Source organism: Paraburkholderia sp. SIMBA_054, from assembly GCF_046534875.1.
Classification (GTDB): domain Bacteria; phylum Pseudomonadota; class Gammaproteobacteria; order Burkholderiales; family Burkholderiaceae; genus Paraburkholderia; species Paraburkholderia hospita.
In genome coordinates this window covers 162235-185922 of record NZ_JAWRXV010000020.1, presented here as the reverse complement: position 1 = coordinate 185922, position 23688 = coordinate 162235, and the positions used below count along the sequence as shown (strand labels likewise).

Annotated in this window: 24 protein-coding genes; 6 read left to right on the top strand and 18 right to left on the bottom strand. The window is 63.2% G+C overall.

Annotation, left to right across the window (positions count from 1 at the left end; all coding sequences use genetic code 11):
- A partial coding sequence (locus SB822_RS24670; protein ID WP_410855818.1) for a hypothetical protein occupies nucleotides 1-256 on the bottom strand: 256 nt, incomplete at its 3' end.
- Nucleotides 253-699, bottom strand: coding sequence for a type II 3-dehydroquinate dehydratase (gene aroQ / locus SB822_RS24665; RefSeq protein WP_007745275.1), 447 nt, complete (start codon nucleotides 697-699; stop codon nucleotides 253-255). The genes SB822_RS24670 and aroQ, both read right to left, overlap by 4 nt.
- Nucleotides 700-1088: 389 nt before the next feature.
- Between aroQ and SB822_RS24660 the strand changes: the two genes are divergently transcribed.
- Complete coding sequence (locus tag SB822_RS24660; protein WP_410855817.1) at nucleotides 1089-1427, top strand: hypothetical protein; 339 nt, start codon at nucleotides 1089-1091, stop codon at nucleotides 1425-1427.
- A 137-nt stretch (nucleotides 1428-1564) separates the two neighbouring features.
- Entirely contained in the window at nucleotides 1565-1879 is a 315-nt protein-coding gene (locus tag SB822_RS24655; RefSeq protein WP_410855816.1) for a hypothetical protein, read from the top strand.
- A 42-nt stretch (nucleotides 1880-1921) separates the two neighbouring features.
- Here SB822_RS24655 and SB822_RS24650 read toward each other — a convergent pair whose 3' ends face one another.
- The 6 genes from SB822_RS24650 to SB822_RS24625 all read right to left on the bottom strand — a co-directional run bounded on the left by SB822_RS24650 (nucleotide 1922) and on the right by SB822_RS24625 (nucleotide 6929).
- Nucleotides 1922-2257 (bottom strand): hypothetical protein, encoded by a 336-nt coding sequence (locus tag SB822_RS24650; RefSeq protein ID WP_007587508.1) that lies wholly within the window; start codon nucleotides 2255-2257, stop codon nucleotides 1922-1924.
- Nucleotides 2258-2362: 105 nt separating this feature from the next.
- Nucleotides 2363-3139 carry an AraC family transcriptional regulator gene (locus tag SB822_RS24645; RefSeq protein ID WP_007587510.1) on the bottom strand — a complete coding sequence of 259 codons (777 nt, stop codon included), beginning with the start codon at nucleotides 3137-3139 and terminating at the stop codon, nucleotides 2363-2365.
- A 155-nt stretch (nucleotides 3140-3294) separates the two neighbouring features.
- Nucleotides 3295-4578, bottom strand: coding sequence for an FAD-dependent oxidoreductase (locus SB822_RS24640; RefSeq protein ID WP_410855815.1), 1284 nt, complete (start codon nucleotides 4576-4578; stop codon nucleotides 3295-3297).
- Nucleotides 4575-4847: a (2Fe-2S)-binding protein gene (locus SB822_RS24635; RefSeq protein ID WP_410855814.1), complete on the bottom strand. Its 273-nt coding sequence runs from the start codon at nucleotides 4845-4847 to the stop codon at nucleotides 4575-4577. Before SB822_RS24635 ends, SB822_RS24640 begins: the two co-directional genes overlap by 4 nt.
- Nucleotides 4840-5967, bottom strand: coding sequence for an NAD(P)/FAD-dependent oxidoreductase (locus SB822_RS24630; RefSeq protein ID WP_410855824.1), 1128 nt, complete (start codon nucleotides 5965-5967; stop codon nucleotides 4840-4842). Before SB822_RS24630 ends, SB822_RS24635 begins: the two co-directional genes overlap by 8 nt.
- Nucleotides 5964-6929, bottom strand: a complete 966-nt coding sequence (locus SB822_RS24625; RefSeq protein ID WP_410855823.1) for a 4-hydroxyproline epimerase — start codon at nucleotides 6927-6929, stop codon at nucleotides 5964-5966. The genes SB822_RS24630 and SB822_RS24625 overlap by 4 nt, the downstream gene beginning before the upstream one ends.
- Nucleotides 6930-7277: 348 nt before the next feature.
- Between SB822_RS24625 and SB822_RS24620 the strand changes: the two genes are divergently transcribed.
- Entirely contained in the window at nucleotides 7278-8183 is a 906-nt protein-coding gene (locus SB822_RS24620; protein ID WP_086915274.1) for a dihydrodipicolinate synthase family protein, read from the top strand.
- 76 nt (nucleotides 8184-8259) lie between these two features.
- Here SB822_RS24620 and SB822_RS24615 read toward each other — a convergent pair whose 3' ends face one another.
- Nucleotides 8260-8985, bottom strand: a complete 726-nt coding sequence (locus SB822_RS24615) for a response regulator transcription factor (protein ID WP_007587528.1) — start codon at nucleotides 8983-8985, stop codon at nucleotides 8260-8262.
- Between the two features lie 264 nt (nucleotides 8986-9249).
- Between SB822_RS24615 and SB822_RS24610 the strand changes: the two genes are divergently transcribed.
- Together SB822_RS24610 and SB822_RS24605 are read left to right on the top strand one after the other, a co-directional pair.
- Entirely contained in the window at nucleotides 9250-10557 is a 1308-nt protein-coding gene (locus tag SB822_RS24610) for an MFS transporter (protein ID WP_410855813.1), read from the top strand.
- An 87-nt stretch (nucleotides 10558-10644) separates the two neighbouring features.
- On the top strand, nucleotides 10645-12156 hold the full coding sequence (locus SB822_RS24605; protein ID WP_410855812.1) for an MFS transporter: 1512 nt from the start codon (nucleotides 10645-10647) through the stop codon (nucleotides 12154-12156).
- Between the two features lie 83 nt (nucleotides 12157-12239).
- Here SB822_RS24605 and SB822_RS24600 read toward each other — a convergent pair whose 3' ends face one another.
- Nucleotides 12240-12512, bottom strand: coding sequence for a hypothetical protein (locus SB822_RS24600; RefSeq protein WP_114222441.1), 273 nt, complete (start codon nucleotides 12510-12512; stop codon nucleotides 12240-12242).
- A gap of 158 nt (nucleotides 12513-12670) precedes the next feature.
- Nucleotides 12671-13108, bottom strand: coding sequence for a DoxX family protein (locus SB822_RS24595; RefSeq protein WP_007587532.1), 438 nt, complete (start codon nucleotides 13106-13108; stop codon nucleotides 12671-12673).
- Between the two features lie 310 nt (nucleotides 13109-13418).
- On the opposite strand from SB822_RS24595, the gene SB822_RS24590 reads away from it, so the two are divergent.
- Nucleotides 13419-14147 carry a DeoR/GlpR family DNA-binding transcription regulator gene (locus SB822_RS24590; RefSeq protein WP_007587535.1) on the top strand — a complete coding sequence of 243 codons (729 nt, stop codon included), beginning with the start codon at nucleotides 13419-13421 and terminating at the stop codon, nucleotides 14145-14147.
- Between the two features lie 798 nt (nucleotides 14148-14945).
- Here the strand turns inward: SB822_RS24590 and SB822_RS24585 are convergent.
- The 7 genes from SB822_RS24585 to SB822_RS24555 all read right to left on the bottom strand — a co-directional run bounded on the left by SB822_RS24585 (nucleotide 14946) and on the right by SB822_RS24555 (nucleotide 23688).
- A complete protein-coding gene (locus tag SB822_RS24585) occupies nucleotides 14946-15992 on the bottom strand; it encodes an ABC transporter permease (RefSeq protein WP_079487162.1) in 1047 nt (348 codons plus the stop codon).
- A gap of 1 nt (nucleotide 15993) precedes the next feature.
- Nucleotides 15994-17526, bottom strand: a complete 1533-nt coding sequence (locus SB822_RS24580; RefSeq protein WP_079487163.1) for a sugar ABC transporter ATP-binding protein — start codon at nucleotides 17524-17526, stop codon at nucleotides 15994-15996.
- A 79-nt stretch (nucleotides 17527-17605) separates the two neighbouring features.
- The gene (locus tag SB822_RS24575) at nucleotides 17606-18610 is read right to left on the bottom strand and encodes an autoinducer 2 ABC transporter substrate-binding protein (RefSeq protein WP_410855811.1); all 1005 of its coding nucleotides are present in this window, start codon (nucleotides 18608-18610) and stop codon (nucleotides 17606-17608) included.
- Between the two features lie 109 nt (nucleotides 18611-18719).
- Nucleotides 18720-19739 (bottom strand): ABC transporter permease, encoded by a 1020-nt coding sequence (locus SB822_RS24570; RefSeq protein WP_007585637.1) that lies wholly within the window; start codon nucleotides 19737-19739, stop codon nucleotides 18720-18722.
- Nucleotides 19740-19789: 50 nt separating this feature from the next.
- Nucleotides 19790-20749: a ribokinase gene (rbsK, locus tag SB822_RS24565; RefSeq protein WP_007585639.1), complete on the bottom strand. Its 960-nt coding sequence runs from the start codon at nucleotides 20747-20749 to the stop codon at nucleotides 19790-19792.
- A 5-nt stretch (nucleotides 20750-20754) separates the two neighbouring features.
- Nucleotides 20755-21219, bottom strand: coding sequence for an RbsD/FucU family protein (locus tag SB822_RS24560; RefSeq protein WP_410855810.1), 465 nt, complete (start codon nucleotides 21217-21219; stop codon nucleotides 20755-20757).
- A 69-nt stretch (nucleotides 21220-21288) separates the two neighbouring features.
- On the bottom strand, nucleotides 21289-23688 hold the full coding sequence (locus tag SB822_RS24555; RefSeq protein WP_410855809.1) for an aldehyde dehydrogenase family protein: 2400 nt from the start codon (nucleotides 23686-23688) through the stop codon (nucleotides 21289-21291).

Below are 23688 nucleotides of genomic sequence, written 5' to 3'. Positions count from 1 at the left end.
CCGCTTTCTTTTGCCTACTTTTCTTTGCGGCGGCAAAGAAAAGTAGGTGCCGCCCCGCACAGGGGCGACGCCTGAACATCAAACACCATAACGCGGATGCCAGCGAAAAGCCCAAAACACCAAACGGCAACGCTCGAAGCACGAAGGCAATTCGCGGATGCCAGCGAAGAAAAGCCAACAACCCCAACCGGCATCGCCCGCGCCTCGCAGGCACCAGCACAAAGGCAACAACCAAACCGCCGCGCAGGCGCATCACCTCAACTTCAAAATCTCCGCCATCCGTTCGAGAGCGAGCACATATCCCTGAGTACCACACCCACAAATAACCCCATCCGCGACAGCGGACACATACGAGTGATGCCGAAACGCTTCACGTTTGTGAACGTTAGAGATATGCACCTCGATCACTGGCTTTCCAATCGCCGACAGCGCATCCGCAATCGCCACCGAAGTATGCGTGTAGGCCGCAGGATTAAACACAATCCCCTGCTGCGTCGTACGCGCTTCGTGAAGCCATTCGATCAACTGATGCTCGGCATTCGACTGCCGAAAATCAATCGCGAGATCGAGTCTTTGTCCTGCCTCGCGGCAGCGACGCGCAACATCGTCGAGCGTTTCCGCGCCGTAGATCGTCGGCTCTCGCGTGCCAAGCAAGTTGAGATTGGGACCATTCAAAACCAGCACCGACGCAAAACTCATGACTAAAAAACCCTCCCGATAGTGCCCCACACAGCGCGTCAAAAACCGCTCCCGATGCACCTGACGCGACCCGCGCTAAAGTTTGCACGTCATCGCAACGCCCGTCTTTTGGGGTTTTCACTAAATTTGCACCATCCAGTTAGTTTTATTTGAATACAAAAATACGCACCATCAGAACACAGCATAGAAACGTAAATTAACCAAATAGACCAAATCAGAACGATAAAACCGCCGGCGGCAAGAGAAATCCCCCCACCGATTGCCCGCGAAAAATCAGGCACACCGCTTGCACCGATATAATTTCCCGAACGTTTTGCGGTTCCGCATCGACGAGCCCGTCCCTCATCCGACGCCTCGTGCGGCGCCCACCGCCAACCAGAAGGAGACTCATGAAGAAGCTAGCCGTCACCCTGTCCATCCCGATGCTGTTCGCCGCTTGCGCGCAATATCAGGCGTCTCACAACCCGGATGCCGGCGATCCGATGAAGGACAACATGACGAATCGCCCCGTCAACGACGTCATCCAGTGCATGACCCAAGCCGCGGCGAAGCACGACACGCCCGTCAAGGCCACGCCCATTCCGCAAGGCCAGATGCTCGATTTCGGCGAGTCCAATATCGTCAAGGTCCGCGCCGACAACGGCGGCACGACGTTCCGCTACTACGCGGGCAAACGCAACACGTCGAACCTGTGGATCGAAAGCGCGAGCAAGGAATGCGCGCCCTGAGGCCGCTCGCAAACGCGGCGGCGTAACTGGATGTAACAACTTCTCCGCCCTCGAAGGCGGATGGCTTAAGAATCGTTTAAGTCTGCGCTGCCAGTATTCGTCCTTCACACTGACCCGCGTTCCACCCAGGTGCCAGGATGGATTACTACAAAGACCGCAACGACTCGACGACCCGCATCGCGACCGACACTCCGGCCGCATCTGCGCAAGCCGCCGCCGCGAAAGCCGCGCCGCCTAAAAAGACGACCATTCTCCGCCGGCTCCTCAGCCCGCATGAGCTTGCAACGATGCTGCTGTTGCTGCACGCGCCTATGGCTGCGTTCGCCAAGCCGGAGATTCCGACGCTGCAGGAAGCCGGGCTCGTCGAAAGCATCGCCACGGATGCGGGTGAATCACACATTCGCCTGACGCCAGAAGGCAACGCGATTTTGCGCGGACTCGGCGTCAAGTAAGCCCAGCACATCCCGTTTTTCGGCGCGTCTCGCCCTGCGACATTACGCCTGCCACACGCCATACCCTGCTTCGCGCAAGCCGATCGCCAGTTCGACTTCCATGTCTCGCGCGCCGTCGTACGGCAGGGGATTGAAGACTTCGTATAGTTCCGGCATCAGCCGCAAACCATAGTCGCGCACATAGCGATTCGACTGAATGCCCGCTTTGTGCCGGTCGAAACGCAAGTCCGGGTCCAACCCGGTCATACCCACATACACGCACGGCCGTTCGAACCGATAGTCGGGATTCGCGCGTCGAAAGCGTGCCTCGTTCCAGACCGTATCGTCGAGCGCGACCACGTACACGTAATAGCGAAGCTTTGCACGGCGGGCGGGCATCGTTCTCTGGCTGCTTATATCTGGCTGCTTATGACTGGCTTCTGGCCGCAAGCGCGGCTAATCGCTGGTTTGCCTTTGCTCGATGTCGCTCAGCGGAATTGACAGTTAGTTGCGCGAGGTGCCGTGCAACAGCATCCGGTATTCGGTCGGCGTGACGCCGACGGTCGCCTTGAATTGCCGCGTGAACGCACTGTGATCTGTATAACCGCACAGGGCGGCGACATCGGTGACCTTGTCGTGCGATACGAGTAACGCGGTCGCCGCATCGAGCCGGGTCTTCAGCAGCACCTGGCGCGGTGTCAGATGAAACACCTTGTGAAAATACCGTTCGAGCTGCGCAACCGACATATCCGCCATCGCGGCAAGCTGCTTCAAATTCAGCGGCTGAACATAATTCTCTTGCAGATGCTGCACGACCGTCGCGAGCCGGCTATACGCGGGGTGGCTGATTTCATCGGCGCGCAGATCGCGCGAAATGCCCGCCAGCCCGACCACTCGCCCCGCCGCGTCGCGCAACGGCTGCTTGCAGGTCAGGCACCAGCCCGGCTGCCGGCCCGGATACAGATGCAGCTCCAGTTGATCGACCATCTGATTGCCAACATGGATCACAGCCTTGTCCTGCGCCGTGTAGATGCGGCCGAAGCGGCTCGGAAACACGTCTTCCGCCGTCTTGCCGAGCAGCTTTTCTTTCTCCTTGAATCCGCAGCGCGACACCAGCGTCCGATTGACAAGCGCGTAGCGCGCCTGCGCGTCCTTCACGAAGAACACGATATCGGGCATCGCGTCGAAAACGGGTTCGAGCAGCGCGAAATGCGAGAGCATCCCGGCCAGCGACGCCTCACCCGAATCGAGCGCGTCAAGCGTAGAAGCGAACGTGTTCATCGTGAGGGTTCCGTGCATGGACTGCGAGAGGGTGAAGATTGCCCCGGCGGGTGTCGCGGGCTGATCGATTATAGGGCGGCGCGTGGCGGGCGAAAAAATCTTGCGTCAATGCGTTCGATGCGCGCGCCTCGGTATTTTTCTCGTGGACGGGCGGGTCAATGTGCGGCCGGATTCTCATCGGCCGCAAGGATCAGCGTGGCGATCTGCGCCGGGTGGATGGGCGGACGAACCTGCGTCACATCCCAGCCGAGCAACGCCTGCGCCGCACCGCCGCAAATGCGGCCCTGACACGCGCCCATTCCGCAGCGCGTGTGCAGCTTCGCGTCGCGCCAGTTCGCATGCGCGCGGACCTCGCCGACCGATACATCTTCGCAACGGCATAGCAATGTGTCGTCGGCGGGTAGTTGGCGTGTGTGGTCGCGCAACGCGAATGCTGACTCGACGCGCGCAGCGAACCGCTGCCAGCGCGCGCGTTCCCGTTTCAGTTGCTCGCTCTGCTCGACGTCCACGGCCGCAAGCCCCGCAAGCCGCCCTTCCACCCGCGCAAGCTCCATCCCGCCGACGCCCACACATTCGCCCGCCGCGAAGATGTTTGCGACGGACGTGCGCTGCGCTTCGTCGACGGCGATCGCACCGTCGGCGCGCGTCGCGCAGCCCAGCGCGCGAGCGAGCGTCGTGTTCGGCACGAGGCCGTAGCCGCAAGCGATGCGATCGCAATCGATCGTCTCCATGCGTCCGCCCGCGCGTTCGACGATCGCGCGCTCGACATGTCCACTACCCTGCGCCGCGCGCACCACGCTCGACGTCAGATAACGAAGCCCTGCAAAACCGCGCGTCAGTTGCGCCGCTTGCACGAGCTTCGCGGGCGTTGCCGCAAGCGACACGCCAAAGCGCACCACCGATGCCAACGATGCCTGCTCGACCACGGCCACGACCCGCGCGCCTGCCGCGCGCGCGGTCGCGAGAGACGCGAGCAGCAACGGACCGCTGCCCGCAATCACGATGCGCTCGCCGCGCACAGGCACGCCGCCCTTGATCAATGCCTGCAAGCCGCCTGCACCCGTCACGCCGGGCAGCGTCCAGCCGTCGAACGGCAACAGCAGTTCACGCGCGCCCGTGGCAAGAATCAGGCGGTCGTAGCCGATGCGTGCGCCGCCTTGTTCCGCCGATTCGATCAGCAGACGGCCTTTGTCGAGCGGCGCAATGATTCGCGCCGCAGACACGAGCGCCACGTTGCCGTTCGCATGGATCTCATGCAGAAGCGCGGCCAATTCATCCGATGGGGGATGCGCGGGGCCATTGCGCCATACCTGGCCGCCCGCGCGAGGATTGTCGTCGAGCACGGAGACGCGCGCGCCCGTTTTCGCCGCCTCGCAAGCGGCAGCGAGACCCGCCGGCCCCGCACCCACGACGACGACATCGAAGTGCTGACCGTTCATCGCGGCCTCGTCGTTTGCACGATCTGGCCGTCGCGGCACACGGTCTGACATGCGAGCACATGCATGCGCCCATCGACCGTCACGCGGCATTCCTGGCACACGCCCATGCCGCACATCGGCGCGCGTGGCTCGCCAATGATCGACATGCGCGTGCCGTATGCGCTCGTACCGCACACCGCCAGCGCAGCGGCGATGGTGGCGCCCTGCTCAATCTCGACAGGCTCGCCGTCGATCGTGACGCGTACGCGTGGAAGAAGCACTTCAGACATGACACGCCCCAAACTCGAAACGCTCAGGCAGAAACGGATCGACAGCAATGGCAGCCGCTGTCTGCGTGATCTGCGCGGCGAGCAACTGCGCGGTACCGAGCGACGTCGTCACGCCCAGCCCTTCATGGCCGACCGCGAGCCACACGCCGGGTGCCGTGCCGCCCGCAGGTCCGATCAGCGGCAAGCCATCCGGCGATGCCGCACGAAAGCCCGTCCATGCGCGAATGCCGTTGAGCGTCGGCAATGCGGGCAGATAACGCGCCGCGCGCTGCAGCATCTGCGCGAGCACGGGCATTTCGACGGCTGCGTCGGTGGTGTCGAACTGGCGCGACGAGCCGATCAGCAGTTGTCCCGTCGGCCGCGGCTGCGCGTTGAACGCGACGGATGTTCCCGTCGCGTGATGGGCGCTCTTGATATAGCCGAGTTCGAGCAGTTGATGGCGGATGAAACCGGGATAGCGGTCGGTGATCAGCAAATGGCCTTTTTTAGGCTGCAACGGCAAGCCGCGCACGAGTTCACGCGCCTGCAATCCGTTCGCGACGACGATGTGCGCGCCGCCGACGCGCTCGCCATTCGACAGCGTGACGTGTTGCGCATCGACGGCCACGGCTTGCGCCTGCAGCCGCACGTCGATCCGCGCAGCGCCGGGCGATTGCGTGAGCAGCCATTGTGCAGCAGACGGCGCATACACGATGCTGTCGTGGCCGATGAGCAAGCCGCCCGCCATGCCCGGTGCGAGCGACGACTCACAGTCGTAGAGCGCGTGCTCGTCGAGCAGTTGCGCCGCGACGTCCTGCGCGACGAAGCCGGCATGCATCTCACGCGCGGCGTCGAGTTCTTCAGCGTCGGATGCGACCCACAGCGTGCCGCAGCGCGCAAACGCATCGCGCGTTCGCAACTGCGGCGCAAGTTCGAGCCACAAGTCGCGCGAATAGCGGCTCAACGCGAATTCCGCCGGCGAGTCGTTCATCACGACAATATGCCCCATGCCCGCCGCCGTCGCACCGCCGCCGATACCCTGCGCATCGAGCACCGTCACGCGCAAGCCACGCGCGGCGAGTTCCGCTGCGCACGCCGCGCCGACGATACCCGCGCCGACGATCACGACATCCGCCGTCATACCGTGCGGATGCCCCACGCGAACGGATCGCGCTCGTCGAAGCAAAGGCGGCTCTCGGCCATGATGTGGGCGTGCCCGGTGATGGTCGGAATGACGGTCGCGATGCCGTCCTGCGTGCCGCCTTCCGCATAGCTCGCTTCGAACACGCTGCCGATGATGCTCTCCTGCCGCCATACCGTTCCCGCCGCGAGCTTGCCGTCGGCGGCGAGGCACGCAACCTTCGCGCTCGTGCCCGTGCCGCACGGCGAGCGGTCGTATGCGTTGCCGGGGCACAGCACGAAGCTGCGGCTGTCGATACCTTCGCGCGAGCCCGGCCCGAACAGCTCGATGTGGTCGATCAGCGCGCCGTTCGCCCCCGTGATGCCCGCCGCGATCAGCGCGTCACGGATCGTCGAGGTAAAGTGCGTGAGCTCGGGAATGTTCGACGCGTCCAGCGTGCGTGCATGGTTCGCGACGAGAAAGAACCAGTTGCCGCCCCACGCGATATCGCCCGTCAGCGGGCCGAAGCCGGGCACGTCGACGGTCACGTCCTTGCGATGCCGGTATGCAGGCACATTGCGCACCGACACGCTGAGATCGTCGTTGAGCGTCGCCTCGACGATGCCGACCGGCGTGTCGATCAGATGCCGGCCCGGCCCAATGCTTCCCATATGCGCAAGCGACACAACGAGGCCGATCGTGCCGTGCCCGCACATGCCCAGATAGCCGACGTTGTTGAAGAAGATCACGCCCGCCGCGCACTCCTTGCGATCCGGCTCGCACAATAGCGCGCCGACCACCACATCCGAGCCGCGCGGCTCGGTGACGATGCCCGCGCGCCAGTCGTCGAAGCGCGCGCGAAACACGTCGAGCCGTTGCGCGAGCGTGCCGCCGCCGAGGTCGGGGCCGCCGGACACCACGAGGCGGGTCGGTTCACCGCCCGTGTGCGAATCGATGACGTTCAAGGTTTTCATGCCGCTCATGGTAGAAACGCGGCGGCGTGCAGTCTTGACGCGGCTGCGCGTGGATTGTGACGATTTCAGCATAGCCCGAAGAATGTGGATGCTGCCCGCATCCAGGTTGTGGCCGGGCGGTTCATCGAGCAAGCGGAGCGCGGCTGCATCGCGCACGGAAGCGGCATCGATCCTGCGGCGTTCGACGGAGGCAGGCCGGACAGGACGGAATCTAAACATCGAAAGCATCGTAAATCATGGACTCCTCTCGCACAGCCGCTATGCCGAAATCGTCACGCGAAACGCGCGATTCGCGCAAGACATCCGAATATTCCATGCTTACACTGCACTCGACTCATCACTTTCAGGAGAGCAGTCGTGGCGCATATCTGGGAAGGCGTATTGCCCGCAGTCACCACCAAGTTCAACGCGGATTTCAGCATAGACCGTGCGTGGACCGGCAAGAATATCGAGGCGCAGATCGACGCGGGTGTCGACGGGATCATCGTGTGCGGCTCGCTTGGCGAGGCGTCCACCCTTTCCCTCGATGAAAAGCTGCAGGTGCTCGACGTGGCCGTCGAAGCATCGCGCGGCCGGGTGCCCGTGCTGCTGACGATCGCCGAAAACAGCACGCTCGACGGCTGCCGCCAGGCTGAAGCGGGCGCGAAGCATGGCGCAGCGGGCTATATGGTGCTGCCCGGCCTGCGCTATCTGTCGGACCGCCGCGAGACGCTGAACCACTTCCGCATGGTCGCCGACGCCAGCCCGCTGCCGCTGATGATCTACAACAATCCGCTCGCGTATGGCGTCGACATGACGCCGGAGATGTTCGCTGAAATCGCCGACGAGAAGAAGATCGTCGCGATCAAGGAATCGTGCGGCGACGTGCGGCGCGTGACGGATCTCATCAACGAAGTCGGCGACCGCTATGCAATTCTGTGCGGCGTCGACAATCTGGCGATGGAAGCGATCCTGATGGGCGCGCATGGCTGGGTCGCGGGGCTGGTGTGCGCGTTTCCGCACGAGACGGTCGCGATCTACAAGTTGCTGAAGGCGGGACGGCTGGAAGAGGCGCGCGCGATCTATCGCTGGTTCGCGCCGCTGCTCGCGCTCGATGTGTCGGCGAAGCTCGTGCAGAACATCAAGCTGGCGGAAGCGATTGTCGGCCTTGGCACGGAGCCGGTGCGTCCGCCGCGGCTGCCGCTCGCCGGCGACGAGCGCAAGGCCGTCGAAGCGCTGATCCGTCGCTCGATTGAAATGCGTCCGGCATTGCCAAAGCTGTAAGCACGAACGCGGGAAACAAAAAGAAAACGGCGGCTTCCTTCCACAGGTAGCCGCCGCCAGAACCGCTTAACTCCGCTCAGGCCGCCTCTGCATGCGGCACAACGGCGGTCTCGTTCGTGCGCAGATGCAGCAGGCGATAGCCGCTCTTGTACACGGGCTGCAAACGGAAATCGTTTTGCGGCTCAATCTGCAGCAGCACGCGTAGGCGCGACACGTGGCTGTCGATCGTGCGCGTCACCTCGCGAAACTCGCGGCCCCAGACCATCGCGAAGATGTGATCGCGCGACAGCACGCGGCCGATGTTCGAAAAGAACAGCGACGCAAGCCGGTACTGCGTGCCCGACAACTGCACGGGCGCGCCGCGCAGCGTGACCAGTTGACGACGGGTGTCGAAGTGATACGGCCCGACGTCGAAACTGTCCTTGCCGTAGCGTTCCGGATACGCGCGGCGCAGCAGCGCGGACAGGCGCTCGCGAAACTCGGCATGCCGCACAGGCAGCGTGGCGTAGTCGTCGGCGCCCAGCACGAACGCGCGCACAGCGCTTTCTTCCGAGCCATCCGCCGAAGCGAACATCACGGGCATGCGCTCGCCGCCTACCGAGCGAACCGCCTTGAGCACGTCCGTGCCCGACAGACGCAGCGCGTGCCAGTCGAGAATCAGCAGATCGACCGTCGAGCGGGCGAGCACCTTGGAGAGCGTCAGGCCGTCGTCGTACACGACGCAACTGTGGCCAGCCTGAACGATGATTTTTTCCAGCAACTTACCCTGCACGAGGTCACGTTGAAGAATGGCGATACGCATGGATGAGTCCTCGACAATTGGTCCAGGATCGCGATTCTGTTCACGCTGTATCGTTAAGCCCATAAGACTTGTCCGAATTTGCAAAGGTTCTGCGACAAATTACATCCTGTAAAATCGCGGGCTGGCCAAAATCGTCATCACGCCGCCCTATCCGGGCCGACGTGCCGTGTCCCGTGCCCTACCCCGCACTGCCGCACTTCCCGCCTGACGACCGCCGTACTCCGCGCGCAACGCGCGGCTCTTCTATTCATACAACGACAGGCAATGCAAGCAACCGAACTGGGTAGACCACACGCCAGGGACAGCGCGCACGCGCGTCCTCTGACCCGCCACGACTACAAGACGCTCAGCCTCGCCGCGCTCGGCGGCGCGCTCGAGTTCTACGACTTCATCATCTTCGTATTCTTCGCCCCGGCGATCGGACAGCTGTTCTTCCCGCAGTCGATTCCCGACTGGCTGCGCCAGCTGCAGACCTTCGGCATCTTCGCCGCCGGTTATCTGGCGCGGCCGCTGGGCGGCATCATCATGGCGCACTTCGGCGACCTGCTCGGCCGCAAGCGCATGTTCACGCTGAGCGTGCTGCTGATGTCGCTGCCCACGCTGATGATGGGCATGCTGCCCACCTACGCGAGCATCGGCATCATGGCGCCCGTGCTGCTGCTCCTGTTCCGCGTGATGCAGGGCGCGGCCGTCGGCGGCGAAGTGCCGGGCGCGTGGGTGTTCGTCTCCGAGCACGTGCCGCAGCGCCACGTCGGCTATGCGTGCGGCACGCTGACAGCGGGCTTGACGGCGGGCATCCTGCTCGGCTCGCTGGTCGCGTCGGCGGTAAATCGCCACTTCGCGGCTACTGAAATCGCGGATTTCGCATGGCGCATCCCGTTCCTGCTCGGCGGCGTGTTCGGCCTGTTCTCGGTGTATCTGCGCCGCTGGCTGCACGAGACGCCCGTGTTCGCCGAAATGAAGCAGCGCAAGTCGCTGGCTGCGGAAATTCCGCTGAAGGCCGTGCTGCGCGATCACGGCCGCACCGTGATCGTGTCGATGCTGCTGACGTGGATGCTGTCGGCCGCAATCGTCGTCGTGATCCTGATGACGCCGACGCTGCTGCAAAAGCAGTTTCACATCGCGCCGGCGACGGCACTCTTCGCCAACAGCATCGCGACGCTGTTCCTGACGATCGGCTGCGTGCTGGCGGGCTCGCTCGCGGGGCGCTTCGGCGCGGGCCGCACGATTTTCGTCGGCTGCGTGGGGCTCGGTATCGCGTATTACGTGCTGTTCCAGCAACTCGCCGTCGATAGCGCGATGCTCGTGCCGCTGTACGCCGTCGCGGGCCTGTTCGTCGGGGTGATCGGCGCGGTGCCCTTCGTGATGGTCAACGCGTTCCCGCCTGTCGTGCGCTTCTCGGGCATCTCGTTCTCGTACAACGTCGCGTACGCGGTGTTCGGCGGCCTGACGCCGATCGTCGTGTCGCTGATGCTGAAGTCGAATCCGATGGCGCCCGCGCTCTACGTCGGCGCGCTGTGCGTGATCGGCGCGCTGACCGCGTGCTTCGTGAAGAAGGACGCCGCGCAGTAACGCTGTTCAAGTGGCGTGCGCAGGCACGCCACTTGCCCGCAAGGACTGGTCGTCGCATCGACACTTCAAGCCGGTCCGAAACGTCGCATGGCAGGGCCGCCCTATCATCGACGCATGAATACTTCTCCTGTACCCCGCTTCACGCCGGCGCTCGCGCGCATCGTCGCGACGGTAAGCGTCGGCTTCGTCGTCACGCAACTCGACGTGACCATCGTCAACATCGCGCTCGCAAAGATCGGCGCGGATCTGCATGCAAACGTCACGGGCCTGCAATGGATCGTCGATGCGTACACGCTCGCGTTCGCGGTGCTGATGCTGTCGGCAGGCGTGCTGGGCGACCGCTTCGGCGCGCGCCGGATGTTCGCGTGCGGCATCGCGCTGTTCGCGGCGGCTTCGCTGGCCTGCGGGCTCGCATCGGGCGCCGCGCTGCTCGTCGCCGCGCGCGCCGTGCAAGGGATGTGTGCAGCGGCGATGTTGCCCAATTCGCTCGCGTTGCTCAACGAGGCGTGCAGCCACGATCCGAAGCTGCGCGCCCGCGCCGTCGGCCTGTGGACGGCGGCGGGCGCGATCGCGATTGCGGCGGGCCCGGTGATCGGCGGACTGCTGATCGCTGCGCTCGGCTGGCGCGCGATCTTTCTGGTGAATCTGCCCATCTGCGCGTTGGGGCTGGCGGCGACTTTCGCGTGGGTGCCGCGTCCGCGGGCGGCCTCGATCGATAAAGCGCCTGGTAACGCCACGACGACTTCAACCGCGCGCGGCATCGATCCCGTCGGCCAGCTGCTCGCGGTCGTCGCGCTGACGGCCTTCACGGGCGCCGTGATCGAATGGCGGCCGCTCGGGCTGGCGCATCCGCTCGTTTGTGGCAGCTTCATGCTCGCGCTGATCGCGGCGATCGCGTTCGTCGTCACCGAACGGCGCGTCGATATGCCGATGCTGCCGCTCACGTTCTTCGGCAACCGCACCTTCAGCGCGGCCGTGCTGTTCGGTATCTGCGTAAATCTGACTTACTACGGCGTCGTGTTCGTGTTGAGCCTTTATTTGCAGCACGCGCGCGGCGAGACGCCGCTGCAGGCCGGTCTCGCGTTCCTGCCGCTGACGGGCGGATTCCTGGTCTCGAATGTGGCGAGCGGCTGGGTGGTCGGGCGCTTCGGCGCGCGGGTGCCGATGATCGCGGGCGCAATCACGGCTGCCCTCGGCTACGGGCTGCTGCACTTCGCACAAGCCGCTTCACCGCTCTGGACGTTGCTCGTGCCGTTTCTGCTGATTCCGTCCGGCATGGGCCTCGCCGTTCCGGCGATGACCACGGCCGTGCTCGCTTCCGTCAACAAGCAGCGCGCGGGCACCGCGTCGGCGGTTCTGAACACGGCACGGCAGGCGGGCGGCGCAGTCGGCGTGGCGGCGTTCGGCGCGCTCGCGAGCGCGTCGGATGCGGCGGGCGCAGCGCACGTGGTGGCCGGCCTCAGATCGTCGACGCTGATCTCGTCGTGCATCCTGCTGTGCGCGCTCGGGCTCGCGTGTCTCGTGCATCCCGAACCGCACGCGCGCGATCGGGCGCGCGCTGGCCGCAACGGCGCACGGCCTGCGAACGCCAGCAAATGACACACACATGACACGCCAAAAACACAACACCCACGATGCACGCGGCATCGTGGGTGCTGTTTTGCCAGAAGCGGCAGCAGGCGTTACAGCGTCGTCTCCTGAATCGCGCCCGTATCGAGCGCCTTTTCGATGAGCCCCTCGCTCTGCACCTTGCGGATCGCGTCGGCGACGAGCGTCTCCGGCTGTTCGATTTCCGCCTTGATCGAGCTGATCAATCCGGCTGCATCGAGGATCACCAGCGTTTCGGCCGTATCGGCCCGGCTGATGATCACGCGATGCGGCGTCGGCCCTTCGCCGAGGCTCGCGCAAAACTGCATGACCGTGCCGTTGATCGTTTGGTCAAAAGCTTGAATCATCGCGTGCTCCTTTTAGTCGAATTGGCTTGCCAGATATCGATGCTGCACGAATGATGCCCGCTCTGGCGGCAGCCTCGCAACGGAGGGCCCGCTTATTGCCGCTTTTGTGCCGCTTTTGTGCCGCTTTTGTGCCGCTCCGTGCCGTGCACGCGCAACGATCACAGGCTGCTGCCCAGGCCGCCGCGTGGCGCGCGCGCGCCGTCGATGCTGAAACGTCCCGCGCCCGTCACGAACAGCAGCAAAAATCCGCCCGCGATGCCGACGTTCTTCCAGAAATGAATGATCATGTCGCGCTGCAAGGCAGCGTCGGTGATGTTCCAGAAGTCGTGTCCGAGGACGGCCGTCGCGATCGTATAGGCGGCCATGAACAGGCCGAGCGCGCGGATCCTGAAGCCGACCACGAGGAAGAGTCCGCCGAGCACCTCGACGGCCGTCGCAATCGGCGCGGCGACCTGCACGAACGGCACGCCTTTCGAATGCAGATAACCGACGAAGCCCGCATAGCCGAGCAGCTTCATTACGCCGCCCCAAAGGAACAGCACGGCAAGCGCAAGGCGGGCAAGAAGAATTACGCCGGAATCGACGGGACGCGTCATGGATGTGGCTCCTGATTTGAATTAAGCAGAAGACCGGGCGGCACGGCATCAGTTCCCGGGCGCTCAAGTCAGAATAAGTGGAATGCCCCGCTTTTCCAAGCAATCGACATAGGCGAAATCTGACGCGTTCTGGGTTTTCATCGCCTCGATATGGACACCGACGCCGACATGGACGCGATGTTGGGGAATGCCCGCAAATTGAGCAAATTCATCAGCCGGCGGGGCACAGCCTTGTTATAATCTTCTCAGGAAATCGAACAAAATCTAACGCGCCATCTCGGCTCAACATCGCGTTGAAGAGACCATCCCCATGCTGAAAACTGAACGTCTGCGCATGCTCGCCGACGCGCTGGCCAAACAGAGCGTGATGCGCCTGCGCGACGCGGCGACGCTGCTGGGCGTATCGGAGATGACGGTACGCCGGGACATTGCTGCGAGCCCGGGGCATTTCACGTATCTGGGCGGCTATATCGTCAGCGCGACGGACGTGCCGAACACGGCTGGCTATTCTCTGGAACAGGAAAAGGACCACTTCGCGCAGGCCAAGGCGGAGGCGTCGGCTGTGGCGGCGAAGCTGATCGGGAACAACGAGACGCTATTCATCGACTGCGGTACGACGCTTACTACGCTCGCGCGGCTGATCCCTAACGATCTGCATGTGACGATTGTCTGCTATTCGCTGAACGTTGCGGAGATTTTGCGGCGCAAGCCCAATGTGCGGATGATTCTTCTGGGCGGTGTTTATGTGCCGTCGTCGGATTCGTTTTCGGGCGAAGAAAGCATCGAGGTGCTTCGGCGCATGGGGATCAATAAGGCGTTTATTTCCGCCGGTGGCGTTGATGATGCGCACGGTGTGACGTGCTGGAATTTTCATGAAGTCGCTCTGAAACAGGCCGCGATGGCGGCGGCTGTCGAGAGTCATCTCGTGGTTGATAGTAGTAAGTTTGGTGTTGTTAAGGCGGTTCGGTTCTCGAAGATCGAGGAGTTTGCTTCGGTTATTACTGAGAAGGGGCAGCAGGTTACCGCGAGGCGGAAGTGAGTTTTTTGTCTGCGACGCAGGGTTGGGTTTTATGGCTTTGCGCTGGCATCCGCGAAGTGTGTTTGCTGCGCACGCTTTGATGTTGCAGGGTTTGGCTTTTTGCTGGCATCCGCGATTTGTTATCGTGCTTCAAGCGTCGCCCCTGTGCGGGGCGGCACCTACTTTTCTTTGCCGCCGCAAAGAAAAGTAGGCAAAAGAAAGCGGCTAACACCACCAATCCTTCTTCCTGCCTGAGGGCCCCCAACCGGTCCCGCACTTCACACGGCAACCACGTGAATCATGCTTGTTGCCAACGCTCTGGATGTGCGCCTCACCCGCTTCACGCGCCCGCGTCCCAGCATGCCGTTCCAGATAGTCCCCCGCCGCCAAGGTGGCAAACTGTGTGTAGGCCGTAGCGCTACACACGCTTCACTTCGAACCGATAGCACACGCGTGCCACCATGTAAGAGCGCTAACGTGTACGACGCGACAACCTGCACACAGTTTGCCACCTGGGCGGCGCCAACCATTCACTGCCGCTGGCCTGTGTACGGGTGTTTGAAGTGGGTGAGGCGCATATTCAAAGCGTTGGCAATGCACACAAACAGAAAGGCTGCCGTATGAAGCGTAAGACCCTGTAGGGGCCCTCAGGCAAACACAAGAACTGGCGGTGTGAGCCGCTTTCTTTTGCCTACTTTTCTTTGCGGCGGCAAAGAAAAGTAGGTGCCGCCCCGCACAGGGGCGACGCTTGAAGCACGATAACAAATCGCGGATGCCAGCAAAAACATAAAAGCACCGAACAGCGTCGCAGACGAAAAATCAACCCTTCCGCTGCAAAGCAAACAACGTCCCAGCAATCAAAATAAACGCCCCAATAATAACCTTCTGCCAGGTACTAGGCACCCCAACAAGAATAAGCACGCTATTAATAAGCGTAACAAGCACAACCCCAAGCAGTGTGCCAACAACAGTCCCAGTCCCCCCAGTAATCCGGGCCCCGCCCAAAATCACCGCAGCGATCACATCGAGCTCAGTCCCGACAAGATCAAAAGGATTCGCCAGCCGGTTATTCGACACATGCAGAATGCCGGCAATCCCCGCGAGCATCCCTGTATAACCAAACACGAAAAGATGAATAGCCCGCAGGTTATAACCAAGCCGCTCGGCAATGGCCAGACTGCCACCCATGGCATAAACACCACGCCCCATCATCGTGCGATTAAGCAGCCACCACGTGACAACGGCAGCAATCACGAGCGCCAACACAGACACAGGTAGCACCGCCCGCAGCCCATCCCCCGTGTGATAAAAGAACAGGGGAATACGCCCAAAATGATCCATGCTGTGCGGAATGTTCATAAAGAACGTCGTGCCGATAAACGTCAGCAAAATCCCGCGATACAAATACTGCGTGCCAATCGTCACAATCAGCGAAGGCGCTTTCAGCCGATGCACGAGCACGCCATTAATCACCCCAAGCACAATGCCGCCCAGCGCGCCAACAACAAGAATCAGCGCAAACGGCGCATCCGGCCACCAGGCAAACACAGCCTTGGTAATCGCATACATGGTGAGTGCGCCAATCGCCGTGAACGATACATCGATACCACCCGACGCGAGCACAACGAGCGTCCCAAGCGCGAACAGCGACATCGTCGTCGCCGAATGCAGCAGATCGAACAGCGTCGCTAGCTGAAAGAACCGCGGATTGATCGCGCCAACGATCACGCACGTCACGACGATCAGCGCCGCCGTGAACCACTCCGGGTTGCGCGAGAGCTTCGCGCGCCACGTGGGCGGCTTCACCTCGGGCGCGATTTCGACGACGTTGGGGGTAGTCACGGTCCGGTCCATGATTGACGACATCTTATGCAGCCTCTGACAGCAAAGCGTGATACAGCTCCGCTTCGTTCAACTGATCCGCGCGATACTGGCTCGCCACGCGGCCCTTCTTCATCATCAGAATGCGATCGCAGTTCTGCAGCAGTTCGGGCAAGTCATCGCTGATCAGAATGATGCCAATGCCGCGCTGCGACAGCTTTTGCATGATCCGATAAATGATGTCCTTCGAACCCACATCCACGCCGACAGTCGGCCCATGCAGGATCAGCACATGCGGATCGATCGCAAGCCAGCGGCCAATCAGCACGCGCTGCTGGTTGCCACCCGACAGCGACTGCACCGGCTTGTCGACGCCAGGCGTCGCAATCTGCAAGTCCTTCACCGTCTGCTCGGCAAGCTGCTGCGCACGAGCGCGGTCGATCTGTCCAAAGCGGTCGCGCAAGCTCGAAATCATCGCGGTGATCACGTTGTCGCGAATCGGCTTGTCGAGGAAAAGCCCTTCGTTCAGGCGGTCTTCGGGCACATAACCGATCCGATGGTCCTTCGCGTCCGACGGCGTGCGCAGCACAACGTGCTTGCCTTCGAGCGTGACCGTGCCGCTCTCAGCCGGAGCGACGCCCGCCAGCGCGCGCGCCAGTTCGTTACGGCCCGAATCGAGCAGTCCCGTCACGCCGAGAATTTCTCCGCGATGCAGCGCGAACGACACATCGCGGAACTGCGCGCCGCGCGTATAGCCCTTCACGTCGAGCACGACTTCCTTGCCGACTTCGCCTTCGCGATACCGCTCGCTCGACAGATGACGGCCTGTCATCAGCTCGCTGATCTGCGTTTTCGTGTAATCGGCAATCGGGCCTTGCGCCATCTTCTGGCCGTCACGCAATACGATCACTTCGCCGCCGATCGCATAGCACTCGTCGAGCTTGTGGCTCACGAACAGCACCGTCACGCCCTGCGCGCGCAGATTGCCGAGTACGGCGATCAGGTTGTCCACTTCTTTTTGCGTGAGCGAAGTGGTCGGCTCGTCCATGATGACGAACTTCGCTTCGCTCGCAATCGCTCGCGCAATCGCCACGAGTTGCCGCGTCGCGAGCGGCAACTGTTCGATCAGCGTCGACTGGAATTCGGCATCGCCTGGCAGGCCCACGGCTTCGAGTGCTTTCGCCGCAGTGCGCGCTAGCGCCTTGCGGTCGAACGTGCGCGTGAGGCGCCCGTTGTGCTCCGCAAGCTCCGACGTCAACGCGACGTTTTCGGCGACGCTCATGTTCGGCAGCAGCGACAGGTCCTGATAGACCGTCTCGATCCCTGCCGCCAGCGATTCGAGCGCCGAGAGCCGCGCGTGCGAAACGCCTTCGATAATCAGCTCGCCTTCATCGGGCGGCTGCGCACCGGAGATGATCTTGATGAGCGTGCTCTTGCCGCAGCCGTTTTCGCCGAGCAGGTGATAGATCTGCCCGCGCTCGAAAGACAGGCTCACGCCGCGCAACGCATGCACGCCCGTGAACCGCTTATGTACGCCGACCACCTGCAGGAACGGCGTGGAGGAAACGTTTTGATTCATGCTGAAAAGCCGTGCTCCAGATGAATGTCGAAGCGTGCGGGCGTTCGCTCGCGAAAGCCCGCACGCGGTGATGCCACGATCAGAAGTTGTATTGCTTGTAGTTCGTCTTGTCGACGTTCACCCAGCCCTGGCCGCGCACGATGATGCCCTTGCCCGGACCCTTCTCGACCGTCACCTTCGTATAGCCCGGAATGCCGAGATCAGCGCCGTTCTGCACGGTCTTGCCTTCGACCAGCATCTGCGCGACCTTGTTCATCGCGAGACCGGCCTGCTTCGGATCCCAGAACGCGATGCCGTTCACCGCGCCGCTTTCGAGGAACTTGCCTGCTTCCGTCGGCAGACCCGTGCCGTACACGCAGATCTTGCCTTGCATGCCCGCTTCTTCAACCGCGCGGCCAATACCGATCACGTCCAGCGACGACGAACCCTGGAAGCCCTTCAGGTCGGGATGCTTGCGCAGCACTTCCTTCGCGACTTCATACGCTTTCTCGCCGTCGTTGTTCGTTTCGAGCTTCGGCTCGACGAGATTCAACTTCGGGTACTTGGCCTTCGCGTTGTTGATGCCGCCGTCGGCCCATTGCACCTGCGAGCGGCTGCCGAGCGAGCCGACCAGCACGGCCCACTTGCCGTCCTGATGCATGCACGATGCGAGGCGCTCGTTCAGGCCCGCGCCGTACGCGGAGTTGTCGAAGGCCTCGATGTCGACCATCGTGTTCTTCGCGTTGTCCGCTTCATGCGTGACGACCTTGATGCCGCGATCCATCGCTTTCTTCAATGCGGGTTCGAGCGTCGGCGGATCGTACGGAACGACGGCGATGGCCGTCACTTTCTTCGCGATCAGGTCTTCGATGATCTTCAGCTGCTGCGCGGCGTCGGCACGGCCCGGGCCCGTCTGATACGCCTGCACGCCGGGGTTGTCCTTCGCGAACTCCTTGACGCCTTCGTCCATCCGGTTGAACCAGTTGATGCCCGTTACCTTGACGACCGTGACGATCGTTTCGTTGGTGGCGGCGTGCGCGGCGGCGATCACGCCGAGCGCGAGTGCGCCAGTCGCAAGGGCGGCGCTCAGTCGGGTCAGTTTCATGCGTTTGTCTCCGTTGCCTTTAGTGATTTAGTCATTGAGTGAGTGTCGCCCCTTCATATGCACGCGGAAATCCAGGGCCCCGATGTCCGCTGAAACTATCGCTACAACGCTAGCGCCGTTGATTCGGTTGCGCGAAACCGAAGATCGCGCGCACGCGCTCGCCGCCCGCAAATGCGAGTGACGCCAGCAGCAGGAAACCCCACGCGCAATCGCCGAAGAACTGCGACACGCCGAGCAGATTGAAGAAGCTCGACAGAAACTGCAGCACCGTCGCCGCGAAGAACACGCAAATGATGCGGCCATAACCGCCCGCAGGATTCACGCCGCCCATCACGGCAATCAGGATCGCGATCAGCAGATACGAATTGCCGTAGTCCCACTTCGCGCTCGACGTGTGCGTGACGCTGATCAGCCCCGCGAGCGACGCGAGAATGCCGCACATCATGTACGTGAGAACCAGCATCCGCACGCGCGGAATGCCCGCGTAGAACGCGGCTTTCGGGTTCGTGCCCATCAGGTACAGACGCAAGCCGAACGGGCTGCGCCGCAGCAGCCAGCCGAGCACGACGACAGCCGCGATGAAGATCACGAACGAAACAGGCACCTGGAACCACGTGCCATTACCGATATCCGACAGCGGCTCGACATAATCGACGTGAACCGACGCGCCGTTGCTCAACACGACGGCACAACCCGTGAACAGCAGCTGTGTGCCGAGCGTGCAGAGAATCGGCGTGAGGCGCAAGCGCGCGATCACGACGCCATTCACCAGCCCGCCAATGGCGCCCATGCACACGACGATCGCGCAGAACACGCTCGTATAGAGCATCGGCGAATCGTCGCCGCTGATGAACTTCGGCACGATCAGCGCCGCGACCATGCCCGACAGGTTCGCGAGCCCAACGCCCGACAGATCGATGCCGCCGTTGCCCGACACCATCGACAGCATAATGCCGAGCGCGAGCAGCCCGAGTTCGGGCAACTGGCCGCCCATCGACTGAAGGTTGTCGAGCGAGACGAACTGGCCGTGCGAGATCCAGGTCGCGGCGAGCACGACGAGCACGTTCACCGCTAGCAGAAAGTTCAGTTGCCGGTCGCGAAACAGGCCGGCGAAAAGCGAGGACTTCATGTCGAAACGAACTCCTTCATGCCGCGCGCCGCATCGGGCGGCGCACGCGCTCAATGCGTTGAAAGCGGATGACCGGCCTGTGCCAGCACCTCGTTGACTTCGGCGAGCGTCGGCATCGAAGGCGCGGTGCCGGGCCGCGTCACCGAAATGCCCGCCAGCGCGCAGCCGAAACGCGTCGCATCGACGGCATCCGCGCCGCGCGCGAGCGCCGCCGCGAAGCCGCCTGTGAAACCATCGCCCGCGCCTGCTGTTTCAACGACGCGTCCACACTGGAACGCGGGCACGAACACCGATTGCTCCGCCGAATGCAGCAGCGCGCCCGCTTCGCCGAGCGTCACGATCACATTGCGCACGCCTTTTTTCAGCAGCACGTCAGCGGCGCGGCGCGCATCGTCGACATTGCTGACCTCGATGCCCGTCAGCGCGGTCGTCTCCGTTTCGTTCGGCGTGATGTAGTCGCACAGCGGGAAAATGCTGTCGTCGAGCGGCAACGCGGGCGCGGGATTGAACACCGTCGTCACGCCATGCTTGCGCGCGACTTCGAGGCCGCGCTTCGCAGCGCCGACCGGCTGTTCGAGTTGCGTGACGAACACGCGCGCCGAGGCGATATCCGCTTCGATCGCGTCAACGTCGCCCGCATTCATCGTTGCTGCCGCGCCGGAAGCGACGATGATCGCGTTCTTGCCGGTGATGTCATCGACGAAGATATGCGCTGCGCCCGTCGATGCGCCGTCGATCACCGACGCGCGCGCCGTGATGCCTTCGGCGTCCCACGTCGCGCGGGCAATCTGGCCGAACGCATCGTTGCCGATACGCGTGCAGAACACCACGTCGGCGCCCGCGCGCGCCGCCGCGACGGCCTGGTTCGAGCCCTTGCCGCCGGGGCCCATCTTGAACGCATTGCCCGCGATCGTTTCGCCGATCAGTGGCATGCGGTCCGCGCGAAACGTGAGGTCCGTCACGAAGATGCCGAGAATGACGACGCGGCCTTCTTTCTGTTGCGTGGCCATCGTCGTCATTCCTTTGGTACGTTGGGCGCGAGCAGCACGCCCTTCTTGAAGATGAAGCAGCCGTAGCCGCGCGTTTCGCCCGTGGCGATCACGCAGTAGGCTTTCTTCGCGCGCGCATAGAACGCAAAGCGCTCGATGCCGACGAACGGTACATCGCGCCCTTCGGCCTCGTTCACTTCGGCTTGCGCTTCGCGCTGCACGGCGGGAATGGTGTTCGGCTCGCCGACCACTTCCATGCGCGAGGCAGGATCGTCGACGAATGTATCGAGCGGCAGCACCGACAGCAGCGCGCGAATCGCGCGCGGCGCATCGACGCCATCGAGCCGCAGCAACTTGCCCGTCACGGACTCCCGCGCGACCGAGTCGCCCGGAAAGTTCGCGTCGCAAATCACCACTTCGTCGCCGTGGCCCATCGCGCGCAGCGCGTGCAGCACATCGGCGTTCAACAGCGGGTCCAGATTCTTCAGCACGTTGTCTCCTCCGTTATTCGGTTGGCGCGCTAGCGTTCTGTCATGCCCTGTCAGGCGATCAGAAAGCGATCAGTCGCCATACGGTATCCAGATGTTCTTGACTTGTGTTGCATGGCGCAGAAACGCCGGGCCTTCGCTCGATGTGTCGAACCAGTCGAACGCGCGGCCATGATCGACGAACGTGCGCTTCAGGTTGCCGATCGACTCGCGTTCGGCAAGCGCCGAATCTTTCGCAGAGCCGAAGCACCACAGCGCATCGACATCGTCATGCTTCGCGAGCGCCGGCAACAGCGCGCCGCGTTCGCCCGTCACGATGTTGAGCACGCCCGCGGGCACGTCCGACGTCTCCACAATCTGATAGAAGTCGGTCACTGTAAGCGGACTCGTCGAACTCGGCAAGGCAACGACGCGATTGCCCATCGCCAGCGCGGGCGCGATCAGCGAAATGAAAGACAGCAGCGGTGCTTCATCCGGGCACGCAATGCCGATCACGCCGAGCGGCTCGTTCATCGCGAGCGCGACGCCGCGCAGCGGCGGCGCATGCACCGCGCCGTCGAACTTGTCGGCCCAGGCGGCATACGTGAAGAGCCGCGTCACCGACGCGTCCACTTCGCGGCGCGCTTCGGCAACGCTCGCGCCCGTGCGCTTCACCAGTTGATGCACGAATTCATGCGCGCGCACCGCGAGATTCTCAGCGAGGTAATAGAGCACCTGCGCGCGGTTGTGCGCGGTAGCCTGCGACCACTTCTGCGCGCCGCGTGCCGCCGCGACGGCATTGCGGATGTCCTTGCGGTTGCCCTCACCCACTTCGCCGACCAGCGCGCCATCGGCGCCATAAACAGGCAGCGTGTAGCCGCTATCCGGCCGCGCCTGCTTGCCGCCGATGAAGAGCTTCGCGGTGCGGTCGATCGCCAGTACATCGGCGGTTGGCTGAGTCTCTTGCGCTTGCAGCGACACATCGGTCACGCGATGCACCGGGCGACGCTCTCCGAGCGCGAGCCATGCCTTCGGCTTCACGTATTCGTAGATGCCTTCGCGGCCGCCTTCGCGTCCGTAGCCCGACTCGCGATAGCCGCCGAAGCCGACCGCCGCGTCGAACAGGTTCGTCGCGTTGACCCACACGACGCCGCACGCGAGGCGCGGCGCGATGTCGAGTGCGCGGCCGATCGTTTCGCTCCAGATGCTCGCGGCGAGTCCATAGCGCGTGTTGTTCGCGAGCGCGACGGCTTCATCGGGCGTGCGGAACGTCATCGTCACGAGCACGGGGCCGAAGATCTCTTCCTGCGCCAACGTCGAGGCGGGCGCAACGCCCGTGACGAGCGTCGGCGGATAGAAGCAGCCACCTGTGGGCACCGTCGTTTGCGTCGACTGATAGATCTCGCAACCTTCCAGACGGCCCGCTTCGACGAGCGAGTCGATGCGCTCCAGCTGCACCTTGTCGACGATCGCGCCGATATCGATGCTCTTGTCGAGCGACGGCCCGACGCGCAGCGTCGCCATGCGGCGCTTGAGCTTGTCGATGAAGCGCGTAGCGACGCCTTCCTGCACGAGCAGACGCGAGCCCGCGCAACACACCTGGCCCTGGTTGAACCAGATCGCGTCGACCACGCCTTCCACCGCGCCGTCGAGGTCCGCATCGTCGAACACGATGAACGGCGACTTGCCGCCCAATTCCAGCGTCAACGACTTGCCCGTGCCTGCCGTCGCCGCGCGGATCACGCGGCCCACTTCCGTCGAGCCCGTGAATGCGATCTTGTCGACGCCAGCATGTTCGACGAGCGCGGCGCCCGTGCGCCCATCGCCCGTTACGACATTCAGCACGCCCTTCGGCAAGCCCGCGCGCTGTGCGAGTTCGGCGAACAGCAGCGCCGTGAGCGGCGTGTATTCGGCCGGCTTCAGCACGACGCAGTTGCCCGTTGCGATGGCAGGCGCGATCTTCCACGCGAGCATCAGCAGCGGGAAATTCCACGGCACGATCTGGCCGATCACGCCGAGCGGCGCGAAGTCCTTGAATTCGCTGTCCTGCAGCTGCGCCCAGCCCGCGTGATGCAGAAAGTGCCTTGCTACAAGGGGAATATCGATGTCGCGCGTTTCGCGGATCGGCTTGCCGTTGTCGAGCGCTTCGAGCACGGCAAAGAGGCGACTGTGACGCTGCACCATCCGCGACAGCGCATACAGATGCCGCGCCCGTCCCGCGCCGCCCAGCGCCAGCCAGCCCGGCTGCGCGGCGCGCGCGGCGGCGACGGCAGCATCGACGTCCGCCGCATCGCCTTGCGCGATATGCGCGAGCAGCTCGCCCGTCGCGGGTTCGTGCGATGCGAAACGTTCGCCCGCTGCGGGCGCGCGCCATCCACCGTCGACGAAATGGCCGAACGTCGCGTCATGCTGCGCAAGCCACGCGCGCGCGGGCTGATCGTCCTCGGGTGCGGGACCGTACTCCATCGATGAAAAATACTCGGCTACGCTCAT

Excerpts from the sequence above, each read along its gene's own strand:
- aroQ (WP_007745275.1), bottom strand. The coding sequence starts at position 699 with ATGAGTTTTGCGTCGGTGCTGGTTTTGAATGGTCCCAATCTCAACTTG.
- SB822_RS24660 (WP_410855817.1), top strand. The coding sequence starts at position 1,089 with ATGAAGAAGCTAGCCGTCACCCTGTCCATCCCGATGCTGTTCGCCGCT.
- SB822_RS24655 (WP_410855816.1), top strand. The coding sequence starts at position 1,565 with ATGGATTACTACAAAGACCGCAACGACTCGACGACCCGCATCGCGACC.
- SB822_RS24650 (WP_007587508.1), bottom strand. The coding sequence starts at position 2,257 with ATGCCCGCCCGCCGTGCAAAGCTTCGCTATTACGTGTACGTGGTCGCG.
- SB822_RS24645 (WP_007587510.1), bottom strand. The coding sequence starts at position 3,139 with ATGAACACGTTCGCTTCTACGCTTGACGCGCTCGATTCGGGTGAGGCG.
- SB822_RS24640 (WP_410855815.1), bottom strand. The coding sequence starts at position 4,578 with ATGAACGGTCAGCACTTCGATGTCGTCGTCGTGGGTGCGGGGCCGGCG.
- SB822_RS24635 (WP_410855814.1), bottom strand. The coding sequence starts at position 4,847 with ATGTCTGAAGTGCTTCTTCCACGCGTACGCGTCACGATCGACGGCGAG.
- SB822_RS24630 (WP_410855824.1), bottom strand. The coding sequence starts at position 5,967 with ATGACGGCGGATGTCGTGATCGTCGGCGCGGGTATCGTCGGCGCGGCG.
- SB822_RS24625 (WP_410855823.1), bottom strand. The coding sequence starts at position 6,929 with ATGAGCGGCATGAAAACCTTGAACGTCATCGATTCGCACACGGGCGGT.
- SB822_RS24615 (WP_007587528.1), bottom strand. The coding sequence starts at position 8,985 with ATGCGTATCGCCATTCTTCAACGTGACCTCGTGCAGGGTAAGTTGCTG.
- SB822_RS24610 (WP_410855813.1), top strand. The coding sequence starts at position 9,250 with ATGCAAGCAACCGAACTGGGTAGACCACACGCCAGGGACAGCGCGCAC.
- SB822_RS24605 (WP_410855812.1), top strand. The coding sequence starts at position 10,645 with ATGGCAGGGCCGCCCTATCATCGACGCATGAATACTTCTCCTGTACCC.
- SB822_RS24600 (WP_114222441.1), bottom strand. The coding sequence starts at position 12,512 with ATGATTCAAGCTTTTGACCAAACGATCAACGGCACGGTCATGCAGTTT.
- SB822_RS24595 (WP_007587532.1), bottom strand. The coding sequence starts at position 13,108 with ATGACGCGTCCCGTCGATTCCGGCGTAATTCTTCTTGCCCGCCTTGCG.
- SB822_RS24590 (WP_007587535.1), top strand. The coding sequence starts at position 13,419 with ATGCTGAAAACTGAACGTCTGCGCATGCTCGCCGACGCGCTGGCCAAA.
- SB822_RS24585 (WP_079487162.1), bottom strand. The coding sequence starts at position 15,992 with ATGTCGTCAATCATGGACCGGACCGTGACTACCCCCAACGTCGTCGAA.
- SB822_RS24580 (WP_079487163.1), bottom strand. The coding sequence starts at position 17,526 with ATGAATCAAAACGTTTCCTCCACGCCGTTCCTGCAGGTGGTCGGCGTA.
- SB822_RS24575 (WP_410855811.1), bottom strand. The coding sequence starts at position 18,610 with ATGAAACTGACCCGACTGAGCGCCGCCCTTGCGACTGGCGCACTCGCG.
- SB822_RS24570 (WP_007585637.1), bottom strand. The coding sequence starts at position 19,739 with ATGAAGTCCTCGCTTTTCGCCGGCCTGTTTCGCGACCGGCAACTGAAC.
- rbsK (WP_007585639.1), bottom strand. The coding sequence starts at position 20,749 with ATGGCCACGCAACAGAAAGAAGGCCGCGTCGTCATTCTCGGCATCTTC.
- SB822_RS24555 (WP_410855809.1), bottom strand. The coding sequence starts at position 23,688 with ATGAGCGTAGCCGAGTATTTTTCATCGATGGAGTACGGTCCCGCACCC.